The organism is Olivibacter sp. LS-1, from assembly GCF_008245145.1.
Classification (GTDB): Bacteria; Bacteroidota; Bacteroidia; order Sphingobacteriales; family Sphingobacteriaceae; genus Olivibacter; species Olivibacter oleidegradans.
The window spans coordinates 635,545-660,164 of the sequence record NZ_CP041643.1; the positions used below are offsets into that span (position 1 = coordinate 635,545).

The 24,620-nt window shown below is 41.6% G+C and carries 17 protein-coding genes; 6 read left to right on the top strand and 11 right to left on the bottom strand.

From position 1 onward, the window contains the following. The first annotated feature begins 1 nt into the window (after nucleotide 1). From FKG96_RS02535 to FKG96_RS02545, 3 genes are all read left to right on the top strand, one after another. The gene (locus FKG96_RS02535) at nucleotides 2-838 is read left to right on the top strand and encodes a protein-glutamate O-methyltransferase CheR (RefSeq protein WP_130854760.1); all 837 of its coding nucleotides are present in this window, start codon (nucleotides 2-4) and stop codon (nucleotides 836-838) included. Nucleotides 839-1,150: 312 nt separating this feature from the next. Then, on the top strand, nucleotides 1,151-2,122 hold the full coding sequence (locus tag FKG96_RS02540) for a polyprenyl synthetase family protein (RefSeq protein ID WP_013664414.1): 972 nt from the start codon (nucleotides 1,151-1,153) through the stop codon (nucleotides 2,120-2,122). A gap of 2 nt (nucleotides 2,123-2,124) precedes the next feature. Next, the gene (locus FKG96_RS02545; protein WP_013664415.1) at nucleotides 2,125-3,174 is read left to right on the top strand and encodes a TerC family protein; all 1,050 of its coding nucleotides are present in this window, start codon (nucleotides 2,125-2,127) and stop codon (nucleotides 3,172-3,174) included. Here the strand turns inward: FKG96_RS02545 and FKG96_RS02550 are convergent. Together FKG96_RS02550 and FKG96_RS02555 are read right to left on the bottom strand one after the other, a co-directional pair. Continuing rightward, entirely contained in the window at nucleotides 3,171-3,710 is a 540-nt protein-coding gene (locus tag FKG96_RS02550) for an AAA family ATPase (protein ID WP_130854759.1), read from the bottom strand. The genes FKG96_RS02545 and FKG96_RS02550 overlap by 4 nt on opposite strands. Before the next feature lie 544 nt (nucleotides 3,711-4,254). Then, nucleotides 4,255-4,464 carry a DUF2281 domain-containing protein gene (locus FKG96_RS02555; protein WP_130854758.1) on the bottom strand — a complete coding sequence of 70 codons (210 nt, stop codon included), beginning with the start codon at nucleotides 4,462-4,464 and terminating at the stop codon, nucleotides 4,255-4,257. Nucleotides 4,465-4,750: 286 nt separating this feature from the next. Here FKG96_RS02555 and carB point away from each other — a divergent pair, with 286 nt between their 5' ends. Beyond that, nucleotides 4,751-7,567: a carbamoyl-phosphate synthase large subunit gene (gene carB, locus FKG96_RS02560; protein ID WP_149105120.1), complete on the top strand. Its 2,817-nt coding sequence runs from the start codon at nucleotides 4,751-4,753 to the stop codon at nucleotides 7,565-7,567. A 103-nt stretch (nucleotides 7,568-7,670) separates the two neighbouring features. Here carB and FKG96_RS02565 read toward each other — a convergent pair whose 3' ends face one another. The 7 genes from FKG96_RS02565 to FKG96_RS02595 all read right to left on the bottom strand — a co-directional run bounded on the left by FKG96_RS02565 (nucleotide 7,671) and on the right by FKG96_RS02595 (nucleotide 18,658). After that, a complete protein-coding gene (locus FKG96_RS02565) occupies nucleotides 7,671-12,245 on the bottom strand; it encodes an efflux RND transporter permease subunit (protein WP_130854756.1) in 4,575 nt (1,524 codons plus the stop codon). 28 nt (nucleotides 12,246-12,273) lie between these two features. Continuing rightward, on the bottom strand, nucleotides 12,274-13,416 hold the full coding sequence (locus FKG96_RS02570) for an efflux RND transporter periplasmic adaptor subunit (RefSeq protein WP_013664421.1): 1,143 nt from the start codon (nucleotides 13,414-13,416) through the stop codon (nucleotides 12,274-12,276). A 121-nt stretch (nucleotides 13,417-13,537) separates the two neighbouring features. Then, nucleotides 13,538-13,954, bottom strand: a complete 417-nt coding sequence (locus FKG96_RS02575) for a hypothetical protein (protein ID WP_013664422.1) — start codon at nucleotides 13,952-13,954, stop codon at nucleotides 13,538-13,540. A gap of 54 nt (nucleotides 13,955-14,008) precedes the next feature. Further along, nucleotides 14,009-15,394 carry a DNA repair protein RadA gene (gene radA, locus FKG96_RS02580; RefSeq protein WP_130854755.1) on the bottom strand — a complete coding sequence of 462 codons (1,386 nt, stop codon included), beginning with the start codon at nucleotides 15,392-15,394 and terminating at the stop codon, nucleotides 14,009-14,011. Nucleotides 15,395-15,599: 205 nt separating this feature from the next. Next, nucleotides 15,600-17,153 (bottom strand): Rne/Rng family ribonuclease, encoded by a 1,554-nt coding sequence (locus FKG96_RS02585; RefSeq protein ID WP_013664424.1) that lies wholly within the window; start codon nucleotides 17,151-17,153, stop codon nucleotides 15,600-15,602. Nucleotides 17,154-17,502: 349 nt separating this feature from the next. After that, nucleotides 17,503-18,345: a tetratricopeptide repeat protein gene (locus FKG96_RS02590; protein ID WP_130854754.1), complete on the bottom strand. Its 843-nt coding sequence runs from the start codon at nucleotides 18,343-18,345 to the stop codon at nucleotides 17,503-17,505. Between the two features lie 28 nt (nucleotides 18,346-18,373). Continuing rightward, nucleotides 18,374-18,658: an HU family DNA-binding protein gene (locus tag FKG96_RS02595; RefSeq protein WP_013664426.1), complete on the bottom strand. Its 285-nt coding sequence runs from the start codon at nucleotides 18,656-18,658 to the stop codon at nucleotides 18,374-18,376. A gap of 507 nt (nucleotides 18,659-19,165) precedes the next feature. On the opposite strand from FKG96_RS02595, the gene mutY reads away from it, so the two are divergent. Together mutY and FKG96_RS02605 are read left to right on the top strand one after the other, a co-directional pair. Beyond that, nucleotides 19,166-20,224, top strand: a complete 1,059-nt coding sequence (gene mutY, locus FKG96_RS02600) for an A/G-specific adenine glycosylase (RefSeq protein WP_130854753.1) — start codon at nucleotides 19,166-19,168, stop codon at nucleotides 20,222-20,224. A 12-nt stretch (nucleotides 20,225-20,236) separates the two neighbouring features. Beyond that, nucleotides 20,237-20,680, top strand: coding sequence for a single-stranded DNA-binding protein (locus FKG96_RS02605; RefSeq protein ID WP_013664428.1), 444 nt, complete (start codon nucleotides 20,237-20,239; stop codon nucleotides 20,678-20,680). Nucleotides 20,681-20,728: 48 nt separating this feature from the next. On the opposite strand, the gene aspS is transcribed toward FKG96_RS02605, so the two are convergent. Continuing rightward, nucleotides 20,729-22,480 carry an aspartate--tRNA ligase gene (gene aspS / locus FKG96_RS02610; protein ID WP_130854752.1) on the bottom strand — a complete coding sequence of 584 codons (1,752 nt, stop codon included), beginning with the start codon at nucleotides 22,478-22,480 and terminating at the stop codon, nucleotides 20,729-20,731. 154 nt (nucleotides 22,481-22,634) lie between these two features. Beyond that, complete coding sequence (gene dxs, locus FKG96_RS02615; protein ID WP_130854751.1) at nucleotides 22,635-24,563, bottom strand: 1-deoxy-D-xylulose-5-phosphate synthase; 1,929 nt, start codon at nucleotides 24,561-24,563, stop codon at nucleotides 22,635-22,637. Nucleotides 24,564-24,620 lie beyond the last annotated feature (57 nt).

Genomic DNA, 24,620 nt, shown 5'->3' on the forward strand with positions numbered 1-24,620 from the left:
TATGTGGCAATTTCCAGCGATCGAAGATACCGACTTAGAAACCCTAATTAATGATCTGCTAGAGATACATGGCTACGACTTTCGCAATTATAGCAGAGCTTCCTTAAAGCGTCAGGTTAACCGACTTTTTACACGAGACCGATTCCCTAGCTTCGCCGAAATGCGTTATCGCTTAAAAGTAGACAAGACTTATTTAAAGCGCTTTGTTGAGGGAATTACTGTTAACGTCACTGAGATGTTCCGCGATGCGGAATTTTATAAATTTCTACGCGCTCAAATCATACCTACGCTGGGGACTTATCCCTTTATACGCGTATGGGTAGCGGGCTGCTCTACCGGTGAAGAGGCCTATTCCATAGCCATTTTGTTAAAAGAAGCCAATCTATTGCATAAGTCTTTAATTTATGCAACCGATCTTAATCCGGCGGTATTGGAAGAAGCGAAGGAAGGGATATTTAATTTGAAAAGCATGAAGCTATACTCGGAAAATTATATACTTTCCGGAGGGTTTCAGGATTTCTCAACTTACTATACAGCCAATTACCATCATGCCATACTAAATCAGGAATTGTCGGAGAAAATTATTTTCAGTCAACATAATCTAGTCTCTGACGGCTCATTCAACGAGTTTCAGCTAATTTCCTGCCGTAACGTATTAATTTATTTCAACAGTTATCTTCAGAACCAGGTTTTCAGTTTATTTGATGATAGCCTAGCTCCGCTAGGTTACCTTGCCTTGGGCACTAAAGAAACCTTGCTATTTTCAAGCATTGCAAATCGATATAAACAAGTAGCCACCGAAGCAAAAATTTGGCGCAAACAAGTCTTTGAAGGATAAGAGGCTTGAGGCATAAGGTTTAACCTTAATCCCCATACCTCCCCATAGCTAACACTTAAAGCTTATAACTTATAGCTTATAGCTTACGCCTTACACCGCCCTATACCGTATACCTTACACCTTATACCCTCCACCTTAAACCTTACACCCTATACCTTACACCCCATCACATAAATCTAGCGATTTTTCACTATGTTTGTCACGTTTCTGGAAAGGCCAATAATGAAAGGTGTCTAAGGGTGGCGATGTTCGATTAAAGCTCAATATGACAGACTAAACAATCCTTTAGACGACCTTAACAAAAAAAAATGCATGCTAAAACTTGAGGAAATTAAGAAACCGATAGCTACCGAGCTCGATGATTTTGAAATAAAGTTTAAAGAATCTATGCGTAGCTCGGTACCCTTGCTTGATAGAATTACGCATTACATCGTGAAGAGAAAAGGCAAACAAATGCGGCCCATGTTTGTTTTTTTCGCGGCAGGCGCATGCGGCGGAATCAATGAGTCTACACATCGAGGGGCTGCGTTAGTCGAACTCGTTCATACAGCCACGCTGGTACATGATGATGTGGTCGATAATTCGTATCAGCGAAGAGGATTTTTTTCGGTTAATGCACTTTGGAAAAACAAAATAGCGGTTTTAGTAGGTGATTTTCTTTTAAGCAAAGGGCTTTCCTTATCCGTAAAAAACCAGGATTTTGAGTTTCTTCGAATTTTAAACGAGGCCGTAACCGAAATGAGTGAGGGCGAATTACTGCAAATGGAAAAAGCTCGCCGACTTGATATTGACGAAGGCGTTTATTTTGAAGTTATTCGGCAAAAAACCGCATCGTTAATTGCTTCCTGTTGTGCATGTGGAGCGGCATCTACCAATGCCCCAAGCGAACTTGTCACCAAAATGCATGACTTTGGGGAAAAGGTTGGTATTGCCTTCCAAATTAAAGACGATCTTTTTGACTTCGGTTTTGATGATGTGGGCAAACCGCTCGGAATCGATATCAAGGAGAAAAAACTTACGCTACCGTTAATTTATGCACTGAACAATACCAGCAAAGAAAAGAAGAGAACGATCATTAATCTTGTTAAAAATCACAACGAAGATCAAAAAAAAGTAATGGAAGTTATAGAATTTGTACGAAATAGTGGTGGCTTAGCCTATGCCCGGGAAAAAATGCTAAGCTACCAAGCAGAGGCATTCAACATACTAGAAGCATTTCCCGAAAGCGAATATAAAACGGGATTGGAACAATTGGTACGATTTACAACTGAGAGAAATAAATAACCATGGCGAACGAATTAGTGTTTTTCTTTGGCTTTCTGCTTTTTATTATCCTGATGCTGGCTATTGATCTGGGGCTCTTCAATAAAAAAGATCATGAAGTATCTTTTAAAGAAGCGGCGATTATGAGTAGTGTTTGGGTGGCGTTTGCTTTAGGCTTTTATATAATTCTCCGGTTCTGGGGCGATAAGCTACATGACATACAAGATTTTGACCATCTTCAGGAAGTCACGCGCCGACATCTCCACAATATTAAACTGTTACCGGAAAATTTTGCCGCGAGCCTTGAAATATATAAGAAGAACCTAGCCCTTGAGTATCTCACCGGTTATGTCGTTGAATACGCACTTTCCGTTGACAATATCTTTGTAATGGTATTAATTTTCACCTCATTCGGCGTTCCTCCCAAATTTTATCATCGCGTGCTGGTATGGGGAATTGTAGGGGCAATCTTATTGCGCTTTTTGTTTATATTTTTGGGCGCCTCCCTTATTAATCGCTTTGAGTGGATCCTGTATGTATTTGGCGTTTTCCTTGTATATACCGGAATTACCATGTACCTAAATAGAAATGAAGAAGAGGAAATCGACCCGAAAAACCATAAAGTTGTCCGTTTTGCATCCCGCTATTTTTCGGTCTACCCAGAATTTGTCGGACACAACTTTTTCCACAGAGAAAACGGGAAAAAATTTATTACACCGCTCTTTTTAGTCTTATTAGTTATTGAATTTACCGATTTAATATTCGCGGTCGACTCCATCCCTGCTATCTTTGCTGTTACCAAAGATCCCTATATTGTATTCTTTTCGAATATATTCGCCATTCTTGGATTACGGTCTATGTTCTTCCTATTGGTAAATATCATTCATAAGTTCCATTATCTAAAAGTAGGTCTTGCGTTCCTACTGATATTTATCGGTGGAAAAATGCTTGGACACCATTGGTTGGAGGCGTGGGGATTCACCACAGCACATTCGTTGTACATAATCATTGGGATTTTAGCAATCAGTGTGATCGCTTCACTCTTATTTCCTAGAAAGGAGCATAACGCTTAAAGTAGAAAGCTGTCAAGAGCTTTCTTGGCATTCAAAAAACGTTCTTCACCAAGGCCGGATATCAGTTGGTATTTGGCCTTTAGTTCTGTCAGCTCATTTTTCCATACTTGTAGGAAATACTGCCGCTGTTCAGGTTCAGGAAAATCCCGCAACGGATCGTCCTCCCAAGGTAAATCGATATCCATTAATAAATAAAAATCATAGGAATGATTTTTTAGTGCAGATTTCACCTCCTCCGGTGTATCGCCAAAAAGGTAATCGCACCATACCTTTACTGTCAAAAATGTTGTATCGCAAATCAATAAATGATTAAAGGCCAACGGTTCCAAGCTTCGCTCTAAAGCGATCTGACCATAAAAAATATTCAATTCATCTTGCAGCGTGTATTCCCGGTTCAGGTTTCGACAATACTCTCTCGAATATTCCGGTACGCAAATGGTACCGTATAGCTTGGCTAAATAGGTCGAAATCTGCGATTTCCCGGTAGATTCCGGACCTACTACCGCAATTTTTATGAGTTGTTTACTATCATCCATGTACGCTTCCAATCAAAATAGCCCTGCCAGGCTGTAAATGCTAAAATTCCGTATAATAACGCAGTTAAGGTATAATTTTTATAAACAAAAAGCGGAATAAAATATCCACTACAACCCACATTGACCAATTTTGCAGCACCTTTCTAGTCATCGAAAATTAGGGAACAAAACAAAGGAAAGCTGTGACAACAGCAAACCATTCTAATAAAGAGGTTTGTACAATTTGGGAAAGCAATTGCTGCGTAATATTAAAGACTAATCAACGATAAATGGTTCTTGTCTATTATCCCAATAATATAAGAGGTATATATGATTATTAGGTCTTATTTCATAAAATAAGGACGTTTGCTTCGATATTACACACTTCCTTACATTTTCAAGATGAGAAATTCTAAATAGGAAGGGATTCTCTTTTATTAATTCTACATGTCTTTCAACCTCCTTCATTAGTTTTCTAGCAGAAGTAAACCCAAATTTATTCTCGACATTTGAAGGATACAATCTAAGGTGCTATCGGCAGTTTCTGTCCAATAAACAGTGTATTTCATAAATACCTTTTGTACTTATTCATTACTTCTTCATGAGATTTTAAATTTCCTTCCTGCACGTCCAACTGTCCTTTTTGAACACCTTCTTTTACATGGTCAGGGATTCGGCTAACTTTCTCCAGTAAGAAATCGATAAAATCTTCTGCCTCCTGCCGCATATCTTGCGGAAGCTGCTGTAGCTTATCAGTAATACTAAGATTCGTCATAATATAAAATTGAATATTCAAATTTAACGAAAAATGCTTTGCAATACAAGTTGCCACATATGCGCTCTTGGATTTGGTTTTTATGATCAAGCAAAAGAATAGATTCTAAAAAAATAGGATAAAGAAAAAGCCTTTATATTTTTTACATTTTTTTCAAATTATAAACCAAAAAAGTCCTATCTTTGCACTCCGACAAAGCAGTCGGAATAATCTTCACAATCATAGAGCTTCCCAAACTGTTTTATCAAACGTTCTTTTTGATAACTAATACTTTTGAACATATAAAATGCCAAAAAACACCTCCATTCGCTCGGTGCTGATTATCGGTTCGGGCCCAATTATTATCGGACAGGCCTGTGAGTTTGACTATTCGGGTTCTCAAGCAGCTCTTTCATTGAAAGAGGAAGGTATTGAAGTTTCCATTATTAATTCGAACCCCGCAACGATCATGACCGATAAGGTCATCGCAGACCACGTTTACCTATTACCCCTTACCGTTGACAGTATTGAAAAAATCCTTCAGGAACGTCAGATCGATGCCGTGCTACCCACCATGGGCGGGCAAACAGCGCTTAATCTATGTATCGAAGCTTCCAACCGCGGTATCTGGGAAAAGTACGGTGTACAAGTAATTGGTGTAGATGTTGCAGCCATTGAAAAAACAGAAAATCGAGAAGCCTTCCGTCAGCTAATGATTGAAATTGGTGTCGGCGTAGCAAAATCAAAAATTGCCAACTCCTTCCTCGAAGGTAAAGAAGCTGCCCAACAAATCGGCTTTCCTTTGGTGATTCGTCCCAGCTATACCTTGGGCGGAACCGGCGGAGGGTTTGTGCATAAAAAAGAAGATTTTGAAGCGGCTCTTAGCCGTGGGCTCCAAGCCTCCCCTACACATGAAGTGCTGGTAGAACAAGCGGTTTTAGGATGGAAGGAATACGAGTTGGAGCTCCTGCGCGACAATAAAGATAATGTCATCATTATTTGTTCTATTGAGAATTTCGATCCAATGGGTATCCATACGGGCGACTCCATAACGGTAGCTCCCGCGATGACATTGAGTGATACTTGCTATCAGGAGATGCGCAATCAAGCAATTAAGATGATGCGTGCGATCGGTAATTTTGCCGGTGGATGTAATGTACAGTTCTCTGTTAACCCCGAAAATGAGGACATCATAGCGATTGAAATTAATCCACGCGTTTCGCGTTCGTCGGCTTTGGCTTCAAAAGCTACCGGTTATCCAATTGCGAAAATTGCAGCCAAATTAGCTATCGGATATAATTTGGATGAGCTGGAAAACCAGATCACGAAAACGACATCTGCCTATTTTGAACCTACTTTAGACTACGTAATCGTAAAATCACCGCGTTGGAACTTTGCGAAGTTCAAAGGAGCCAACCGGGAACTAGGATTGCAAATGAAATCGGTAGGTGAAGTAATGGCCATTGGTCGCACCTTTATTGAGGCCTTACAAAAGGCATGTCAAAGTTTGGAAACCAACCGTTTAGGGTTAGGTGCTGATGGTAGACAGTTACGAAACTTGGAAGAAATTATGCATAGCTTGGAGCATCCAAGCAGCGGCCGTCTCTTCCATATTAAGGATGCCTTTGAGATGGGCGTTCCTTTGGAGTCTATTAGAAAAGCTACGCATATCGACAAATGGTTCTTGGTTCAAATCCAGGAACTTGTTGAACTGGAAACGGAACTAAAACGTTATTCGTTATCTAATATACCGAAAGATTTCTTTTTAACATTGAAGCAAAAAGGATTCTCTGACGGGCAAATCGCTTGGTTATTGGGCAATGTAAGTGAAGATGATGTTTACAACCGCCGGAGAGAGCTAGGTATTAAGCGTGTCTATAAAATGGTGGATACTTGTGCTGCTGAGTTTCAAGCTGCCACACCTTACTATTACTCTACCTTTGAAGAAGAGAATGAGTCTATCCCGAGCGATAAAAAGAAAATTATCGTACTGGGTTCAGGGCCAAATCGAATCGGACAAGGGATTGAATTCGATTACTCTTGTGTACATGGCTTATTGGCTTCCAAAGAGGCGGGATACGAGGCTATCATGGTGAACTGTAACCCGGAAACGGTATCAACAGACTTCAATATGGCCGACAAGCTTTATTTTGAACCTGTCTTCTGGGAGCATGTTCGGGAAATTATCGATTTAGAAAAGCCAGAGGGTATCATCGTGCAGCTTGGTGGCCAAACAGCGCTGAAGATGGCCGAAAAGCTAAAGGAAACAGGAATCCGCATTATCGGAACTTCTTTTGAAGATATGGACTTAGCGGAAGACCGTGGACGTTTTTCTGACTTACTGAAGGATTTGGATATTCCGTATCCTAAATATGGAGTAGCTGAAAACGCAGAGGAGGCACTTAAAGTTGCCAACGAAGTAGGCTATCCTGTGTTAGTACGGCCAAGTTATGTGCTTGGCGGGCAGGGAATGAGTATTGTGATTAATGATGAGGAGCTGGAAAAAGCGGTTATCAAAATCATGAAAAATATGCCTGGAAACAGGGTACTGATCGACCATTTCCTTGATCGCGCAGAAGAAGCGGAATCCGATTCCATCTGTGACGGCGAAGAAGTGCATATCATCGGTATGATGGAGCATATCGAACCGGCAGGCATCCACTCCGGCGATTCAAGTGCTGTATTGCCTCCCTTTAGCTTGTCAACAGCTGTTCAGGAGAAAATGGATGAATATTCAAGAAAAATTGCAAAGGCGTTAAACGTAAAGGGCTTGCTGAATATTCAGTTTGCTATAAAAGACGGTAAGGTGTATGTAATTGAAGCCAATCCAAGGGCTTCACGTACTGTTCCTTTTATAGCCAAAGCTTATGACGTTCCTTATATCAATATCGCTACCAAAGTAATGCTTGGAAAAAATAAGCTAAGCGATTTCAAAATTGAGCGAAAACTGGAAGGTTATGCGATTAAGGAGCCTGTATTCTCCTTTGATAAATTTCCGGATGTTGATAAACAGCTGGGGCCCGAAATGCGCTCTACCGGTGAAGCGATTCGCTTTATCAAAGATCTGGACGATCCTTATTTCAGACATCTATACGCCGAGAAATCGATGTATTTAAGCAAATAAAAAGAAAACCCCGGCGATTGCCGGGGTTTTCTTTTTATTTGCTTAAGCTTTCAGCCGTCAGAAATCAGCTTACAGCCGACTGCTGATATCTGATTACCGACAGCTATTGCCACCCACCCCCTAAAGCTTTGTATAAATTAACAATTGACTGGAGGTATTCCAAATAGGTACTATTCAAAGTGATTTCTGCATCCAGTACATTTCGTTGTGAGGTAATAACATCCAAATAGTTTGCTCTCCCTGCTTTAAACAATTCAGAAGAAGCGTCAACGGCCAAACGGAGAGCATCTACTTCATGTTGGTTAAAGGATCGCCTTGCTATCAGATGTCTCTGCGCATTGAGTTCTGTTTCAACTTCTTGCCAAGCCTTTAGCACTGTTTTCTCATACTCCTGATATTCGATACCTTTATTTGCTAATTCCTGTTCATAATTAGAGCGAATCATGCGTTGATTAAATATAGGTGCCGTTAACCCTCCAAGCAACCCATACGCAATTGAACTTGGCGAGGTAACAAATAGCTTAGACAAATCAAATGCCTGAAATCCGAAATAAGGAGAAAAGTTGAGCGACGGTAAAAACGCTGCACGGGCGGCTTTAACATCTCCTTTCGCAGCTAGTAAATTCAATTCTGCCGCCCGTATGTCCGGACGCAAGGCTAACATTTTTGCCGGAAGTCCCACCCGAACAGCACTTGCTAAAGGATAAGCATCTAACTCCTCCCGCTTGCGCTCAATTGGTGAAGAAAAGCGCCCGCATAAGAAATTCAAATAATTTTCCTTCGAATTTATCTGTTGCAAAACGGTCTCTTTTCTACTCTTTGAGTTCATCAAAATGGCTCTCATCTGCTGCACACCTAATTCTGTTGCCCGGCCACCTTCTTTTTGCACCTGCACCAACTCGTACGATTCTTGTTGTAAGGCAATATTCTTCTCGAGGATATCCAATTCATTATCCAAGGCCAACAGTTCGAAGTAAGCAGCGGCGATTTCTGCTATTAGCTGCGTTTGTACTAATTTTCTCCCTTCATAAGATGCTAGGAAACGAGCAAAAGCAGCTTTCTTTCGGTTCTTCAGCTTGCCCCATATATCGATTTCCCAAGAGGCACGTAAACCTAGAAAATAGTCCGGCACGGGGTCTGGCACTCGTTCGTCATCTTTCAAATTATTAGAGAAATTGGTGTCGTAGTTACCGATTCCGTCCATGGTATAAAATCCATATTTGCGAAGTCCCGCCTCCGCAACCGCATCGATGGAAGGGAATAAGGCATTTTTACGCAAACGCATATTGGCACGTGCCATTTCAACGCGATAGAGAGCTTGCTGCATGTCCGGATTATTGGCTAAAGCCGTATCGATGAGCCTTAGCAAATACTCATCTTGAAAAAAAGTTCTCCAAGAGATGGTTGCCATGGAGGTGCTATCATTAGCGAGCGTATCGGTCTGATTTTTTCCGAGGTAGTGTGCCGGAACTTTTCGATGGGTTAACTCCGTTTCCTTCTGCACTCCACAGGATGAAAGCAATAAAATACCCAGTACAGCTACTGCAATACCACTTACTTTCTTAGCCTTTTTCTGTTTTTTCATGGAAGCAAATAGCACATATAGCCCGGGAATGACAATAACACCGGCCAATGTACCTATAATCATCCCTCCGATTGCCGTTGTACCGATTGATCTATTTCCCAAAGCCCCTGCCCCGGAAGCCATCGCCAACGGAATTAATCCTGCTACGAAGGCAAATGAGGTCATTAAAATAGGACGTAAGCGCGCAACAGATCCCTCGATAGCCGCATTTAAGATTGATGCGCCCTGCTTATGCTTCAAAATCGCATACTCAATAATAAGTATCGCATTCTTACCTAACAAACCGATCAACATAATTAAGGCAACTTGTGCATAGATATTGTTCTCCAATCCAAGCAACTTCAAAAATAGGAAAGCACCGAAGACCCCTGCCGGCAAACTTAAAATAACCGGTAAGGGCAGTAAGAAACTTTCATATTGAGCACATAACAGTAGATAAACAAATAATAAACACAAAGCGAACACGTAGATTGCTTGATTTCCGGACAGGATCTGCTCGCGTGTCATACCCGACCATTCGATCTCAAATCCACGCGGTAAGCTTTCGGCAGCAACGCGTTCAACCGCTGCAATTACGTCACCGCTACTATATCCGGGCGCTGCATCCCCATTGATCATGGCCGAGGTAAACATGTTATAACGGGTTAGCTGCTCCGGTCCGTATATCCGTTCCATTTTTATGAAACTAGAAAAGGGCACCATTTCTCCCGCTTCATTTTTAAGGAACAACCGCAAAACATCTTCAGGCTTTTCCCGATAACCCGGGCCTGCCTGTACCATTACTTTATACATTTGCCCAAACTTGATAAAGTTGGAGGTATAGAAGCTGCCCATCAGTGTTTGTAAGGTTGACATCGCGTTCTCCACACTTATCCCCTTTTTAGCCGCTACATCATAATCGACGTTAATCATATATTGAGGGAAATTGGGATCAAAACTGGTAAACGCACTACCCACCTCGGGAGCCTTCTTCAGGTTGTCCATAAAAGTGTTCAACACATCAGACAACTTGCCCAGATCATCACTGCCGCTTCGATCTAGCACCCGTAGCTCAAAACCGCTTGAGTTACCGAAGCCGGGGACGGTTGGCGGTGGGAAAAATTCGATCTCCGCATCGGTTATCTTAGCAGTTTCTTTCTTCATGCGCTCTACCATATCACTAACCGATTCCTTCCGCTCTTCCCAACGTTTGAGGTTAATCATCCCCATCCCATAAGAAGCACCGGTAACTTCATTTACCAAACTGTAACCGGCAAGCGTCGAAACACTTTCGACGGATTCCATTTGCCGAGCAATAGCATCTACTTCATCCAATACGGCCTCCGTTCGCTGAACGGTTGCACCTGGCGGTGTCGTAACGTTCACGTAAATCATTCCCTGATCTTCCGTAGGTATAAATCCGGAAGGTAGAACAGAGGAAATACCCCAAGTGGCTATGAATGAAACTACTAATATAACCAGCGTTATGACGCGCCTACCGGCGATACGACTGATAAGACCGGCATACCTTCCGGATATGCTGTTATAGACGCTATTAAATTTCCTAAAGAAGGTTGCCAAGGCCCCTCTAGGTTCAGGCCGATCGTGTGGCGATCTTAAAATGATAGCGCAAAGGGCCGGTGTTAAGGTAAGCGCATTGATTCCTGAAATAAGAATAGATCCGGCCAGCGTTAAAGAAAACTGTCGATAAAAAACACCTACCGGGCCGGAGAGGAATGCCACCGGTACAAATACGGCAGACATCACCAACGTAATCGCAATAATTGCCCCGCTGATTTCCCTCATGGCCGCCAACGTCGCCTCCATGGGTTGCATGTGCTCTTCTTCCATTTTTACATACACAGCCTCCACCACCACAATGGCGTTATCCACCACGATACCAATCGCCAACACGAGTGCAAAGAGGGTTAATAAGTTGATCGAAAATCCGAGCATTTGCATACAGAATAAGGCTCCGATCAAACAGACCGGAACAGCCAGTGCCGGCACCAAAGTGGATCGAAAATCCTGTAGAAAAATAAACACGACCAAAAACACCAAAATAAAGGCTTCCACAAGCGTATGCAGTACTTCATTGATAGAAGCGTCTAAGAATCGCGACACATCGTAACCCATCGCGTACTTCATACCCGGAGGAAAGGTAGTGCCCTTAAGTTCCTCCATTTTAGCCTTAATGGCATCAATAACTTCGCTGGCGTTGGAACCCGGCAATTGTTTAATCATGATAGAGGCTGACGGACGGCCATCAGCTTTGGACGCCATCTCATATTCCAAAGACCCAAATTCAACATCTGCCACATCTCTCAAACGCAAAATCGAACCGTCCGGATTTGCGCGTAGTGGAATATTCTCGTACTGTTCGGGGCGATCAAATTTACCGGGGTAGCGGAGTACATACTGCTGCATGTTAACACTCTTATCCGACCCGATTCCGGTTTGCCCGGGCGCTGCTTCCACGTTCTGTGCCCGAATGGCTTTAATAACATCTTCACTTGAGACGCGATAAGCAGTGAGTCGATCCGGCTTCAACCAAACCCGCATCGCATAATCTTTAAAGCCCATAATTTCGGCCCGCCCCACTCCCTGGATACGCTTCAATTCTTTTAAGATATTGATATCCGTAAAGTTGTATATAAATCGCTCATCCGCCGTTTCGTCATCGCTGTAGATGTTGAGATACATCAACATACTGTTTACTTCCTTTTCGGTGGTAACCCCGGCTTTGATAACTTCTTCCGGCAATTCGTCTAAAACGGTGGTTACGCGATTTTGCACGTTTACGGCAGCAATATCCGGATCTGTTCCCACCTCAAAATACACTTGTATAAGAGTATTACCATTATTGGTAGAAACCGAAGACATATAGGTCATCCCAGGAACGCCATTTATGGCTTTTTCTAAAGGGATAGCAACGGCATTCGTACTTACTTCCGCGTTCGCTCCGGTATAATTGGCATTTACCACGACGGATGGTGGCACAATGTCAGGGAACTGCGTAACGGGTAGCGTAAAGAGCGATAGGAGCCCGAGTAATGTAATAAATAGTGATATGACCAGTGATAGCACCGGTCGTTTTATGAAAATTTCAAACATGATACGTATCTTAAAGCAACAAAATAATTTATTGTAATCCTTGACTCGGACTGTGTAATAGGCTATCGAGTGAAACTTCACGAGGTTCGATAGCCACACCATCCGTAAGGCTTTGCGTACCTTCGAACACAATTTTTTGTCCGGCTTTAAGTCCTGAGCGAATTAAATAAAAATGGCCAAAACGTGTTCCTAGCTCAATATTTGTCATTTTGACTGTATTCGCTGTATCCAGCACATAGACATAGGCGCGATCTTGGATCTCAAAGACCGATTTTTGAGGAACAATGATAGATTCGGTGATTTTTGTCGGCAACTGTATTTTTCCGGTGGCACCATGTTTTAATATCCTATCCGGGTTGGGAAATCTAGCTCTAAGTGAAATGGTGCCCGTTTGCTCTTCAAACTCGGATTCGGCAAGCTCTATTTTTCCCATATGAGGATAGTGCTGTCCATCGGCTAATGTAAGTCTGACTTCCTTAGATAATATACTGTTTTCCGGTGACTTCCTAGCTATATTCTGTAGATACTCCGTTTCCGATATCGTAAAATAAGCATATACCTCATCCAAATCAGAAACGCTGGTCAATAAGGCTCCTTCACTCAATAAACTTCCCACTTTGAGTGGAATGCGATCGATCCTTCCCGTGAACGGAGCTCGGATACTGGTATAGCCCAATTGTGTCTGCGCCCGTTGTAAATCAGATCGAGCTTCCTGAACTCTCGCCTCAGCTGCCTTTAATTGCGCTTGAGCGACATCAAGGTCTGTCTTCGTGATAATATTTTTCTTCACCAACGTCTTAACACGTTCCAGTTCGAGTGCCACTGTCTTCGCATCTGCGGTTGCATTGTTTAAAAGAGCTTGTGCTTTGGACACATCCGCACGTTGCTCATCGTCGTTAATCTTAAATAAAATCTGCCCCGCTTGCACCAAGGCCCCTTCATCGACAAATATCTTATCTAAAAAGCCTTGTATTTTGGAACGTACCTCTACGTTTCGCACCGCTTGTATATCAGCAACGTAATCGGTATATAACATCGTATCCACGGCCTTTAGTTGCGTATAGGGTACCGAACGCTTTTCTTCTGATTGATCACTATTTCCTTTACTTGATGTGCATGCTATAGCAGCGGATAAAGCAACACCGTATAAACCTATATAAAATCTGTTCATTAATATATTCTAAGGATGTATTTTGTTTTAGTTGACTGTTGTTCGTGCCTAAAAAGGCAATGGCAGGATACCTATATTTTGGCTCCTGATTTAATTTTCTATAGATATGGGTACAACAGGGCTAAAAGGGTTTCAGCCTAAATAAGAATATATAATAGCCTAATAAAGGGGTAACTTTTGATACAAAGTAATTTTCACTACTGACCAGCGAAGTTATAATCGGCTTGATCGCTAAAATAAAGCTATCCAAGATCTTAATCGATATGGATATTATAATGGTTAAAAAATTGTAGTTTTTGTAAAAAATGGTCGGACTTACATCCTTTCCTGACATAGGTATATCGAGGACATCGTCAAAGAAACATTCCAATAGGGTGTCGCCATCAAAATCCTGTAGCTTCTTGTCATGAAAAGCTTGCTTCTGATAAAAAAAATTATCGTTCACATAGGTAGGAAAATACGTAATCGTATTTACGAAACCCAACAAAACAATAATATTTATTATCTTAAAAAGAGTCATCCCAAGCAAAAATAGCATTTTTAACTCATGTGTAAAATTTACACTCAAAATATTGTGTAAAAATCTTGTAGGCTAGCCAAATATTGCCTGAAAAATCTCTTCTACTTTAGCCATCCAGTTAATTTTAATGTTATATTTTGAAGTATCTAAGCCTTTGTTGTTGTATTTTGATATATAAATCTCTTCAAAGCCAAGCTTTTCTGCTTCAGCGATTCGCTGTTCGATTCGATTTACTGCTCGAATTTCACCCGAAAGCCCTACTTCGCCGGCAAAGGCAATATGCGTAGGGACGGCGATATCCTGCTGCGAAGAAAGAATGGCCACAATTACTGCAAGATCAATGGCCGGATCTTCCACACGCAATCCGCCAGCTATATTTAAGAACACGTCCTGCGTGCTCAACCGGAAGCCAAATCGCTTTTCCAGAACCGCCAGCAACATGTTCATTCTTCTCGTATCAAATCCGGTTGACGAGCGTTGAGGTGTACCATAGGCAGAATTTCCCACCAGTGCCTGTACTTCGATTAGCATAGGCCGTATCCCTTCGAGCATAGCGGCTATGGTGACGCCACTTATAGGAAATTCACGCTGTGAAAGCAAAATCTCAGATGGGTTGGAAACCTCCCTTAATCCATTATGAACCATTTCGTATATCCCCAACTCCGAAGACGAACCGAATCGGTTCTTTACGGCCCGCAGAATCCGATACATATGATGCCGATCTCCTTCAAATTGTAAAACAGTATCTACCATATGTTCGAGCACTTTTGGTCCCGCAATTGCACCGTCTTTAGTAATATGGCCCACAATAAATACGGGCGTGGAAGATTCCTTGGCAAAGCGCAATAGTTCAGCCGTGCATTCCCTTACCTGTGACACGCTGCCAGGCGTCGATTCGATCTGTGAAGAATGTAAGGTTTGGATGGAATCGATAATAACTAAATGTGGTTCTACAGACGCAATCTGCTTAAATATATTTTGAGTAGAGGTTTCCGTGAGAATATAGCAATCCGCCTTTGAGGATTGGAGTAGCCTCTCTGCTCGCATTTTGATCTGTTGTTCGCTTTCCTCTCCCGAAACATATAATGTCTTTATACCTGGTATGGTTAAAGCAAGTTGCAGCATTAATGTTGATTTACCGATACCTGGCTCCCCTCCTATTAGCACCAATGATCCAGGTACAACCCCACCGCCTAGCACCCGGTTCATTTCATTGTCAGGGGTCTTCAGTCTCGCCTCTTCCTCATAGTTGATCTCATGAATAACAGCGGCTTTATTGGGTTTTCTTTCCCCCGACACAACGCTGCCACTTCTCCAGTCAGGCACTTTATTCCCACCCTTTTCAACCAGTTCTTCTACAAAAGTATTCCATTGATTGCAGGAAGGACATTTACCAAGCCATTTAGCCGATTCGTATCCACAATTTTGACAGAAATATACTGTTTTCGCTTTTGCCATATTTAGCTGTGAGCTGGCAGCTTTAGCTATCAGCTTTATTTTTGTTAATAATCAATTAAACCGAATGCAGGGATTAAAGATAGCTATTAGCTTTCGGCTATCAGCATTCAGCCGTCAACTTTATATTTATTATTTAGCTGGAAGCCGATAGCCGACGGCTGAAAACTATAAAGAAAAAGCCTTGCTAATCAGCAAGGCTTTTTCTTTATAGTTTTATTTCTTCTTCTTTGGCGTTTAAGAAGTGGAATTCATTCATAAAGTAAGACGAAATAGCCTTTACTTTGATCCATTTACCGTACCGGAAAAACCATTTCAAGCGTCTGGACATAAAGCCTTTCTTAATGAAGGCTTCAATATATGGGTGAACGCAGAGCGTAATATTCTTCTCGTTTTGTTCGTTTAAAACATAACTTAAATTACTCTCAATATCATCCATTAATACGATACTGGCTCGAATTTCGCCGGTACCTCCACAGGCCGGACATTTCTCATTAGTAACCACTGTCATTTCAGGACGAACACGTTGCCTTGTAATCTGCACCAATCCAAATTTACTTGGCGGGAGAATAGTATGTTTAGCGCGATCGTTGCCCATACATTCCTTTAAATAGTCGTGCAACTCCTTCCTGTTGGTTGGCTTGTGCATATCGATAAAATCGACAACCACGATTCCTCCCATATCACGTAGACGAAGCTGACGGGCTATTTCTTTGGCGGCCTCCTTATTCACCAAGAGGGCATTGTCCTCCTGATTCTCTTTGTTGGCCGTTCGGTTTCCGCTATTCACGTCAATAACATGCAGTGCTTCCGTATGTTCGATAACCAAATAAGCCCCTCCCTGCAGATTAACAATTTTACCAAATGCGGCTTTAATCTGTTTCTCTATACCGAAGTGTTCAAAGATCGGATCCTTGTGTTTGTACAGCTTTACTATCTTTTCCAAATCAGGAGAAATCTCCTGAATGTAAGACTTCGTCTCCTCGTAAATAATCGGATCATTGATATAGATATGAGAAAACTCGTCTGTTAATATATCGCGCAAAATGGTGGATGTCCGATCCATTTCACCCAATATTTTTTTCGCAGGATCAGTAGAAGCAAGACGTTTCGTGAAGGATTCCCACTTGGTGATTAAATCCCGGAGGTCTTTCTCCAATTCAGCAACTCCTTTTCCTTCCGAAACGGTACGGATAATAACGCCAAAATTCTGAGGTTTGATTCCCTCAACAATCTTTTTAAGTCGGTTTCGCTCGGTGTTACTTTTAATTTTTTTCGAAATCGAAACCGCGTCAGAAAAAGGTACCAAAACGACAAACCTTCCTGCGATGGATAAATCGGAACTTAAACGCGGCCCTTTGGTTGAGATTGGCTCTTTTGCAATCTGTACCGGCAACAACATGTTACGACTTAGGATCTCAGAAATTTTGCCTGCTTTATTGATATCCTTTTCTAGTTTTAAACTATTGAGCAGCTTATCTTTATAGCTGCCATTCTTTACTAGCTTGGTAAGCTTAATGAGTGACTGTACCTGTGGCCCTAGATCCAAATAATGCAAAAAAGCATCCTTCGAGTAGCCTACATCTACAAAAGCAGCATTCAACCCGGGCATTATTTTCTTTATTCTGCCCAAATAGATGTCGCCAACAGCATAATTATTATTTACCTGTTCTTTATTTAACTCAACAAGCTGTTTATCCTGTAGTAAAGCAATAGTTGTCCCCGTTTCCGGGGAAGAATCTACTATTAATTCCTTTACCAACAGCTACTTTCTTTTAGAAAGAATACAAAGGGCGTGATGGATAGCTATCCAGGTGGTAAACCCTTATTCTTTCGGTTAAACCATAAGATTGTTCAATAAAAAAACAGACATTACATAAACGATATTCCCGTCTACGAATGAAAAAAAAAGCCAACAATCACAATAGCCTGCACCTCAGGTCTTGAGATGCAGGCTACCGAATACTGGCACGCCTAGATGCGCTTATTTTTTCTTATGTCTGTTTTTTCTTAAACGTTTCTTACGTTTATGAGTAGCCATTTTATGTCTTTTTCTTTTTTTTCCGCTTGGCATAGCTTAATTTTTTAAATGTTTTAATAAATTATTTTAATTACTTGCTCAATTCATCAACCTTACGGTCTATGAACTGCGATAAGCTTGGATCCGCCGCTATAGCTTTGCTTTGTTGAAAAGCTTTGATAGCTTCGGCCTTCAAGCCAATATTTTCATAACTTGTAGCCAGGTAAAACCAGGCTTCAGCACTTGGTTGAATTTCAATTACCGTTTTAAATCGATTCACGGCTTTATCAAACTGACGAGAGCGCATAGAGAACATCCCTAAGCTCATATTTGCTTTTAGGTTTTGAGGATCCTCTTTAACAACCTCCATTAACATTGCAATACCTTGCATAGGCGCCCCGCCTTTATTTACAATGGCAGTTCCCAAACCGGTTTTAGCGTCTAAGCTTTTAGGATTTAAATCTAGCGCCTTTTGATAAGCCTGCTGTGCGTGTTCTATTAATGCAGGAGCAACAAGTGTATCCTGCAAATTTTCATAAGCAGCCGTAAAGGCATCTCCGGCTTTTAACCAATTATCGTATGTAGATTCTAATTTACCGATTTCCTCGTATGAGAAACCCAAGGGAGCAGGTTTTGCAAGATCGTCCCAATGACCTGCTAATTTCTTTAATAAATTTATGCGCTCTTCTCCACTACTGGCCGACAAAGCCGCTTCGAGATCGGTAATCTCTTTTACCAAAGAGGCGTTCAGCCCTTGCTTTGCAACACTGGAGACCGAAGCTAGATTGATAGCTTCGGTCTCCGTACTTGTATTTGTTTGCTGTTCTTGTTCGGCTTTATCACGCTTAACCAAACCCTTAATAGGTTGCGCCATCAATACTCCCATCAGTACTACTACAAGCGCAATGACTATTATTTGTTTCGTTTTATGCATGATTATTAATATATCCGAATAAAGCAGATTATTTATTGCCGTTTTTTACTTTCTCAACAAAAACTTTTGCTGGTTTAAAGCTAGGAACGAAGTGTTCCGGAATAATAATAGCTGTGTTTTTTGAAATGTTACGAGCAGTTTTTTTAGCTCTCTTTTTTACAACGAAGCTACCGAATCCTCTAACGTAAACATTCTCGCCACCCACCATAGCTCCTTTTACTACTTTGAAAAATGCTTCAACAGTTTCCTGTACATCTACTTTTTCTAAACCTGTCTTGTTAGAAATCTCTGCGATAATTTCTGCTTTAGTCATGTTATATTCTTCTAATTGTTTGTTCTTTAACTACCACCCGATCAATCGATTTGGGGATGCAAAAGTATTGCTTTTAAATGATTTACAAAAATAAAACGTTAATTTTTATGTAAAATATCTGTCAGCGAAGCCTTTAAGGTAAAAAATTAAACTATACGGCTAATTTATAAGGTATTAGCGGTTAGGTGGTAGCGGTTAGCCTTTAGGGGTTAGCTGTTAGCCTTTAGGTGTCAGCTGTTAGGGATTAGTGGTTAGCAGTTCGCTTTGACGTTCTAACCCCTAAAACCTAATGCCTAATACCTTACACCTCCTACCTTATACCCTAAACCCTAATGCCTAATACCTGGGTCATACCTATTACTTACAACTTAATACTTAAAACTAGCTGTTAGCCTTTAGGTGTTAGCTGATTAGTGGTTAGCCGTTAACTTTGACATTCTAATGCCTAATACCTAATGCCTAATACCTAATACCTTATGCCTAAAACCTATTTACTACCTTTGCCTCATGTTATTTTCACAAGAGATTATTCAGTGGTATCATCAAAATAAACGAGATCTTCCTTGGCGTAATACCACGGACCCTTATATTATCTGGCTTTCGGAAATCATCCTTCAACAAACACGTGTGGAACAAGGGCTTCCTTACTTTAACCGCTTTGTTGCAGCCTATCCTACGGTTCGCGACTTTGCTGAAGCAGCTGAAGGTGAGATCCTGCGATTGTGGCAAGGCCTAGGATATTACTCTAGAGCAAGAAATATGCATAAAGCCGCTCAAACAATCATGCAACAATATGACGGCATTTTTCCAAAAGAATATAACTCCCTAATAAAATTACCTGGCATTGGCGAATATACTGCCGCCGCAATTGCTTCCTTTTCTTCTAATGAACCAAAGGCTGTTTTAGACGGAAATGTATTCCGTGTATTGGCAAGATACTTTGGTATAAGTGAAGCGATTAATACAGGAAAAGGGAAAAAGCTGTTCAGCAAAATCGCAGAAGAGATGCTCGACAAGGCCAACGCTTCTGTTTATAACCAAGCGATCATGGAATTCGGGGCGCTCCAATGCAAACCCCAGTCGCCTAACTGTGCTGTTTGCCCTATTAGCATCGGTTGTTATGCCTTGCGTGAAAACAAAGTAAATTTCTTACCTGTTAAAATAAAAGGAAAAGCATCACGAGACAGATACTTTTACTATTTCATAGTAAGAGATCAGGATAAGATTGCCATGCAAAAACGAGGATCAAAAGATATTTGGGAGAACATGTATGAGTTTCCATTAATAGAATATCCTATAGCGATAGATTTGGTACAATTGAAGGAAACCTCGATTTTCCGACAGTTGTTTGGCAGCGACTGCGAATTAGAAGTAATCAGCACGCCAAAGAAACATGTGCTTAGTCATCAGAATATTTACGCTTCCTTCATAGAGATTAAAAATTTCAATCACTTGAAGACGAAAAAAAAGGTCTGGAATTATGTTTTTATAAAAGATTTAGATACATTAGCTAAACCTAAATTAATTTTCACATTTTTAAGAGACCATATTATTTGCAACAACTAACACTTATAAGCTATGTCAGGAATTAACAAAGTTATTCTGGTTGGACACTTAGGCAAGGATCCCGAGGTTCGCCATTTAGAAGGCAATGTATCTGTTGCGAGTTTTCCCTTGGCAACATCGGAAACCTTTAATAAAGATGGAAGAAAAGTCGAACAAACCGAGTGGCATAATATTGTAATGTGGAGGGGTCTTGCAGATGTTGCAGCTAAATATTTACAAAAGGGGAAATTGGTCTATATAGAAGGAAAATTGCGAACCCGATCGTACGAGGATCGCGAAGGAGTAAAACGTTATACGACCGAAATTGTTGCAGAAAATTTCACCATGTTGGGAAGGAAAAGCGATTTTGAATCGCCCGGCAATGGCGAAAAAACAAGCAATACAGACCACAGCAGTGACCCAAATTCCACCACTGTTGATTTCAATGAGAATAAGGATGACGATCTACCTTTTTAAGGTCTTTAGGTATAGGGTTAGCGGCGTAAGTACCCTATACCTTTTACCCTAAGCCTTAGCGCTTATTTCTATCTTCAATTCATCAAGCTGTTCCTGCGAAATACTGCTTGGAGAATCGATCATTACATCTCTTCCTGCATTATTTTTCGGAAACGCAATAACATCGCGGATAGAATCAAGGCCTGCAAAAATGGAAACTAATCTATCAAAACCAAAGGCAATGCCCCCATGTGGAGGTGCGCCATAAGTAAATGCATCCATCAAGAACCCAAATTGCGTCTGCGCCTCTTCCTGTGTAAAACCGAGATGTTTGAACATCAGTTGCTGTAAATCTTTTTCGAAGATACGAATTGATCCGCCTCCTACTTCTGTTCCATTGATTACCATATCATAGGCATTGGCCCGCACTTCACCAGGCGCAGTATCCAGTAAGGCTATATCCTCGGGTTTTGGCGAAGTAAAAGGATGATGCATCGCATGATAGCGCTTGGTATCATCATCCCATTCCAATAACGGAAAGTCAACAACCCATAGGGCGGAAAACTTATTCTTATCACGAAGTCCCAGCTGGTTTCCCAATTCTAAACGAAGCTCATTCAGCTGTTTCCGCGTTTTATCAGCATCTCCTGCCATTACCAATATTAAATCCCCTACATTAGCATCCATCGCTTTCGCCCAGGCCTGTAATTGCTCCTGGCTAAAAAACTTGTCTACCGAAGACTTTAACGATCCATCCTCGTTATATCGAAGATAAACCAATCCCGTAGCTCCTATTTGCGGCCGTTTTACAAAATCGGTGAGCGCATCAATTTGTTTTCTGGTATAAGAAGCACACCCTTCCGCTTTAATACCAACGACTAATTCCGCATTGTCAAAAACCGGAAAACCCGCGCCCTGCAACACCGGATTCAATTCTACAAATTGCATCCCAAAGCGTGTATCGGGTTTATCGGAACCATATAAACGCATAGCATCCGCATAGGTCATGCGTGGAAGCTTACCAATTTCTACATTTTTAACTTTTTTAAAGAGGTAACTTATTAGCTCTTCAAACAAATTCAAGATATCCTCTTGCTCTACAAAAGCCATCTCGCAGTCGATCTGGGTGAACTCAGGCTGTCGGTCGGCCCTTAAGTCCTCATCTCGAAAACATTTTACAATCTGGAAATAGCGATCAAAACCCGACACCATCAGCAGCTGCTTAAACGTTTGTGGCGACTGCGGTAAGGCATAGAATTGTCCCTCATTCATCCGGCTTGGCACCACGAAATCGCGCGCACCTTCCGGGGTAGACTTAATAAGCACCGGTGTTTCGACTTCCAAAAAACCTTGTTGATCAAGAAAAGAGCGAACAGCCTGTGCCATTTGGTGTCGTAGCACCAAATTATTGCGTACCGGATTACGTCGTAAATCAAGATAACGATATTTCATCCGAAGGTCATCACCGCCATCGGTTTCATCTTCGATCAAAAATGGTGGCAATTTCGCAGCATTCAGTACAGCCAAGTCTGCTACCTTTATTTCGATTTCTCCCGTAGAGATCTTTAAGTTTTTGCTGGAACGCTCAATTACCGTTCCCTTTACCTGTATTACATATTCTCTCCCCAACTCCCGAGCCCTTGCACGCAGGGCCTCATCGTCATCAGCATTAAATGCCAGTTGAGTAACGCCATATCGGTCGCGCATATCGATGAAGGTCATGCCTCCCAGATCTCTCGACTTTTGTACCCATCCGCATAATGTAATTTTTTTTCCTAAATCTGCTAATGTTAACTGTCCGCAAGTATGTGTTCTGTACATATATAGTTTTTAGCTGTTAGCGTCGGTTTAGAGCGGGTCAGCTCTCAGAAATCGGCCATCAGCCCTTTATTAGTTTCAGTTTTTATTATTAACGTTTTCGTGGTTCCATGGCCATTACTTAATGCCTAAAGGCTATAAGCTACTAACTAATTCCCTACCCCGCCATGGTATTGGTTTTCCGACCTTCGGAAAGTTGCTTTGCGTTCAAAATAATATGTTGAGCATCATAACCACACTCTGCCCAAAGCTGATTCTGTTCGCCATGCTCGATAAACTCATCGGGGATTCCCAAACGAACGACTTTCGACTGATAACCATGATCTGCCATAAATTCGAGCACAGCACTTCCCATGCCTCCTTGTATACATCCGTCTTCTACTGTGATTACTTTACTGAATTTTCGAAACACTTCATGCAGCAGCTCTTCATCCAAGGGCTTTACAAATCTTAAATCGTAATGTGCAGGAAAAATCCCATCAGAGTTAAGCGATACGGTAGCTTTTACCACCTCATTACCGATATGCCCGATGCTTAATATCGCCAAATCTTCTCCGTCACAAATTTTTCGTCCTTTCCCTATGGTTATTTCTTTAAAAGGCCTTCTCCAATCAGGCACGACACCTTGTCCGCGGGGATAACGGATCACAAAAGGCCCCATATCTTCGATTTGTGCGGTGTACATTAAATTGCGCAACTCCTCCTCATTCATAGGCGCAGCTACCTTCATATTTGGTATACAACGCATATATGCCAAATCATACGCACCGTGGTGCGTAGGACCATCGGCACCCGCAATACCTGCCCGGTCGAGACAAAAAACGACATTTAGATTTTGCAAAGCCACATCATGTATCACCTGATCATAGGCCCGCTGCATAAATGTTGAATATATGTTACAAAAAGGCACCATTCCTTGGGTTGCCAAACCGGCGGAAAAAGTAACCGCGTGCTGTTCGGCAATACCTACATCAAACGCTCTATCGGGCATAGCCTTCATCATAATATTCATGGAAGAACCCGAAGGCATTGCCGGTGTAATGCCCATGATTTTTTCGTTTTTCTCGGCCAGTTCAACCAAGGTGTGACCGAAAACATCTTGATATTTTGGTGCTACAGGCTTGTCGCTAACTGTTTTCTTGATTTCGCCTGTAATTTTATCGAATAGGCCTGGCGCGTGCCATTTAGTTTGATCTTTTTCCGCCAAGGCAAAACCTTTTCCCTTTACCGTGATGCAATGTAAAAGTTTAGGCCCCGGTATATCCCTAAGTTCATCAATAATTTTAACTAAGCGTTTTACATCGTGCCCATCAACCGGACCGAAGTATCTGAATTTTAATGATTCAAAAAGATTACTATTTTTCAGTAAAGTCCCTTTAACGCTCTTCTCTATCTTTTTGGCTAAACCAAGCGCATCAGGCCCTATTTGGGAGATCTTACTTAAAACTGCAGCAATATCATCGCGAAAGCGGTTATAAGGCTTTGAAACTGTAATATCCGTTAAGTATTCCTTTAGCGCACCAACATTTGGATCGATGGCCATGCAATTATCATTCAAAATGACGAGCAAGTTAGATTTCTCTATGCCGGCATGATTCAGTGCTTCGAATGCCATACCGGCTGTCATAGAGCCGTCACCAATTACCGCAACGTGCTGACGATCATTTTCCCCCTTGTAATGAGAAGCTACCGCCATCCCTAACGCAGCAGATATAGAAGTGGAAGAATGCCCTACGCCGAAGGTATCATATTCACTTTCACTACGTTTAGGAAACCCACTGATACCATTATATACGCGATTGGTGTGAAACACATCTCGTCTTCCGGTAAGGATTTTATGTCCATAGGCTTGATGGCCGACATCCCAAACCAATTGGTCATAGGGCGTATTGAGTACATAATGCAGCGCCACCGTCAACTCCACCACCCCTAAACTAGCGGCAAAATGTCCGCCATAAACAGATACAACATCAATAATATATTGACGTAGCTCTTTACAAACATTCTCTAAATCCGACTCACTGAGCTTTTTTAAATCGGCGGGGCTATTTATGTTTTTTAGCAACGTTCCTGGTTCAAAATCCATATTAAAATAGGTTCTGAAAGAATTTGTCCTGCAATCAGTCCTCATTCTCTGCCTGTA

Excerpts from the sequence above, each read along its gene's own strand:
- FKG96_RS02565 (WP_130854756.1), bottom strand. The coding sequence starts at position 12,245 with ATGTTTGAAATTTTCATAAAACGACCGGTGCTATCACTGGTCATATCA.
- radA (WP_130854755.1), bottom strand. The coding sequence starts at position 15,394 with ATGGCAAAAGCGAAAACAGTATATTTCTGTCAAAATTGTGGATACGAA.
- FKG96_RS02570 (WP_013664421.1), bottom strand. The coding sequence starts at position 13,416 with ATGAACAGATTTTATATAGGTTTATACGGTGTTGCTTTATCCGCTGCT.
- FKG96_RS02545 (WP_013664415.1), top strand. The coding sequence starts at position 2,125 with ATGGCGAACGAATTAGTGTTTTTCTTTGGCTTTCTGCTTTTTATTATC.
- FKG96_RS02575 (WP_013664422.1), bottom strand. The coding sequence starts at position 13,954 with ATGCTATTTTTGCTTGGGATGACTCTTTTTAAGATAATAAATATTATT.
- FKG96_RS02540 (WP_013664414.1), top strand. The coding sequence starts at position 1,151 with ATGCTAAAACTTGAGGAAATTAAGAAACCGATAGCTACCGAGCTCGAT.
- mutY (WP_130854753.1), top strand. The coding sequence starts at position 19,166 with ATGTTATTTTCACAAGAGATTATTCAGTGGTATCATCAAAATAAACGA.
- carB (WP_149105120.1), top strand. The coding sequence starts at position 4,751 with ATGCCAAAAAACACCTCCATTCGCTCGGTGCTGATTATCGGTTCGGGC.
- aspS (WP_130854752.1), bottom strand. The coding sequence starts at position 22,480 with ATGTACAGAACACATACTTGCGGACAGTTAACATTAGCAGATTTAGGA.
- FKG96_RS02550 (WP_130854759.1), bottom strand. The coding sequence starts at position 3,710 with ATGGATGATAGTAAACAACTCATAAAAATTGCGGTAGTAGGTCCGGAA.
- FKG96_RS02590 (WP_130854754.1), bottom strand. The coding sequence starts at position 18,345 with ATGCATAAAACGAAACAAATAATAGTCATTGCGCTTGTAGTAGTACTG.
- FKG96_RS02555 (WP_130854758.1), bottom strand. The coding sequence starts at position 4,464 with ATGACGAATCTTAGTATTACTGATAAGCTACAGCAGCTTCCGCAAGAT.
- FKG96_RS02605 (WP_013664428.1), top strand. The coding sequence starts at position 20,237 with ATGTCAGGAATTAACAAAGTTATTCTGGTTGGACACTTAGGCAAGGAT.
- FKG96_RS02535 (WP_130854760.1), top strand. The coding sequence starts at position 2 with ATGTGGCAATTTCCAGCGATCGAAGATACCGACTTAGAAACCCTAATT.
- FKG96_RS02595 (WP_013664426.1), bottom strand. The coding sequence starts at position 18,658 with ATGACTAAAGCAGAAATTATCGCAGAGATTTCTAACAAGACAGGTTTA.
- dxs (WP_130854751.1), bottom strand. The coding sequence starts at position 24,563 with ATGGATTTTGAACCAGGAACGTTGCTAAAAAACATAAATAGCCCCGCC.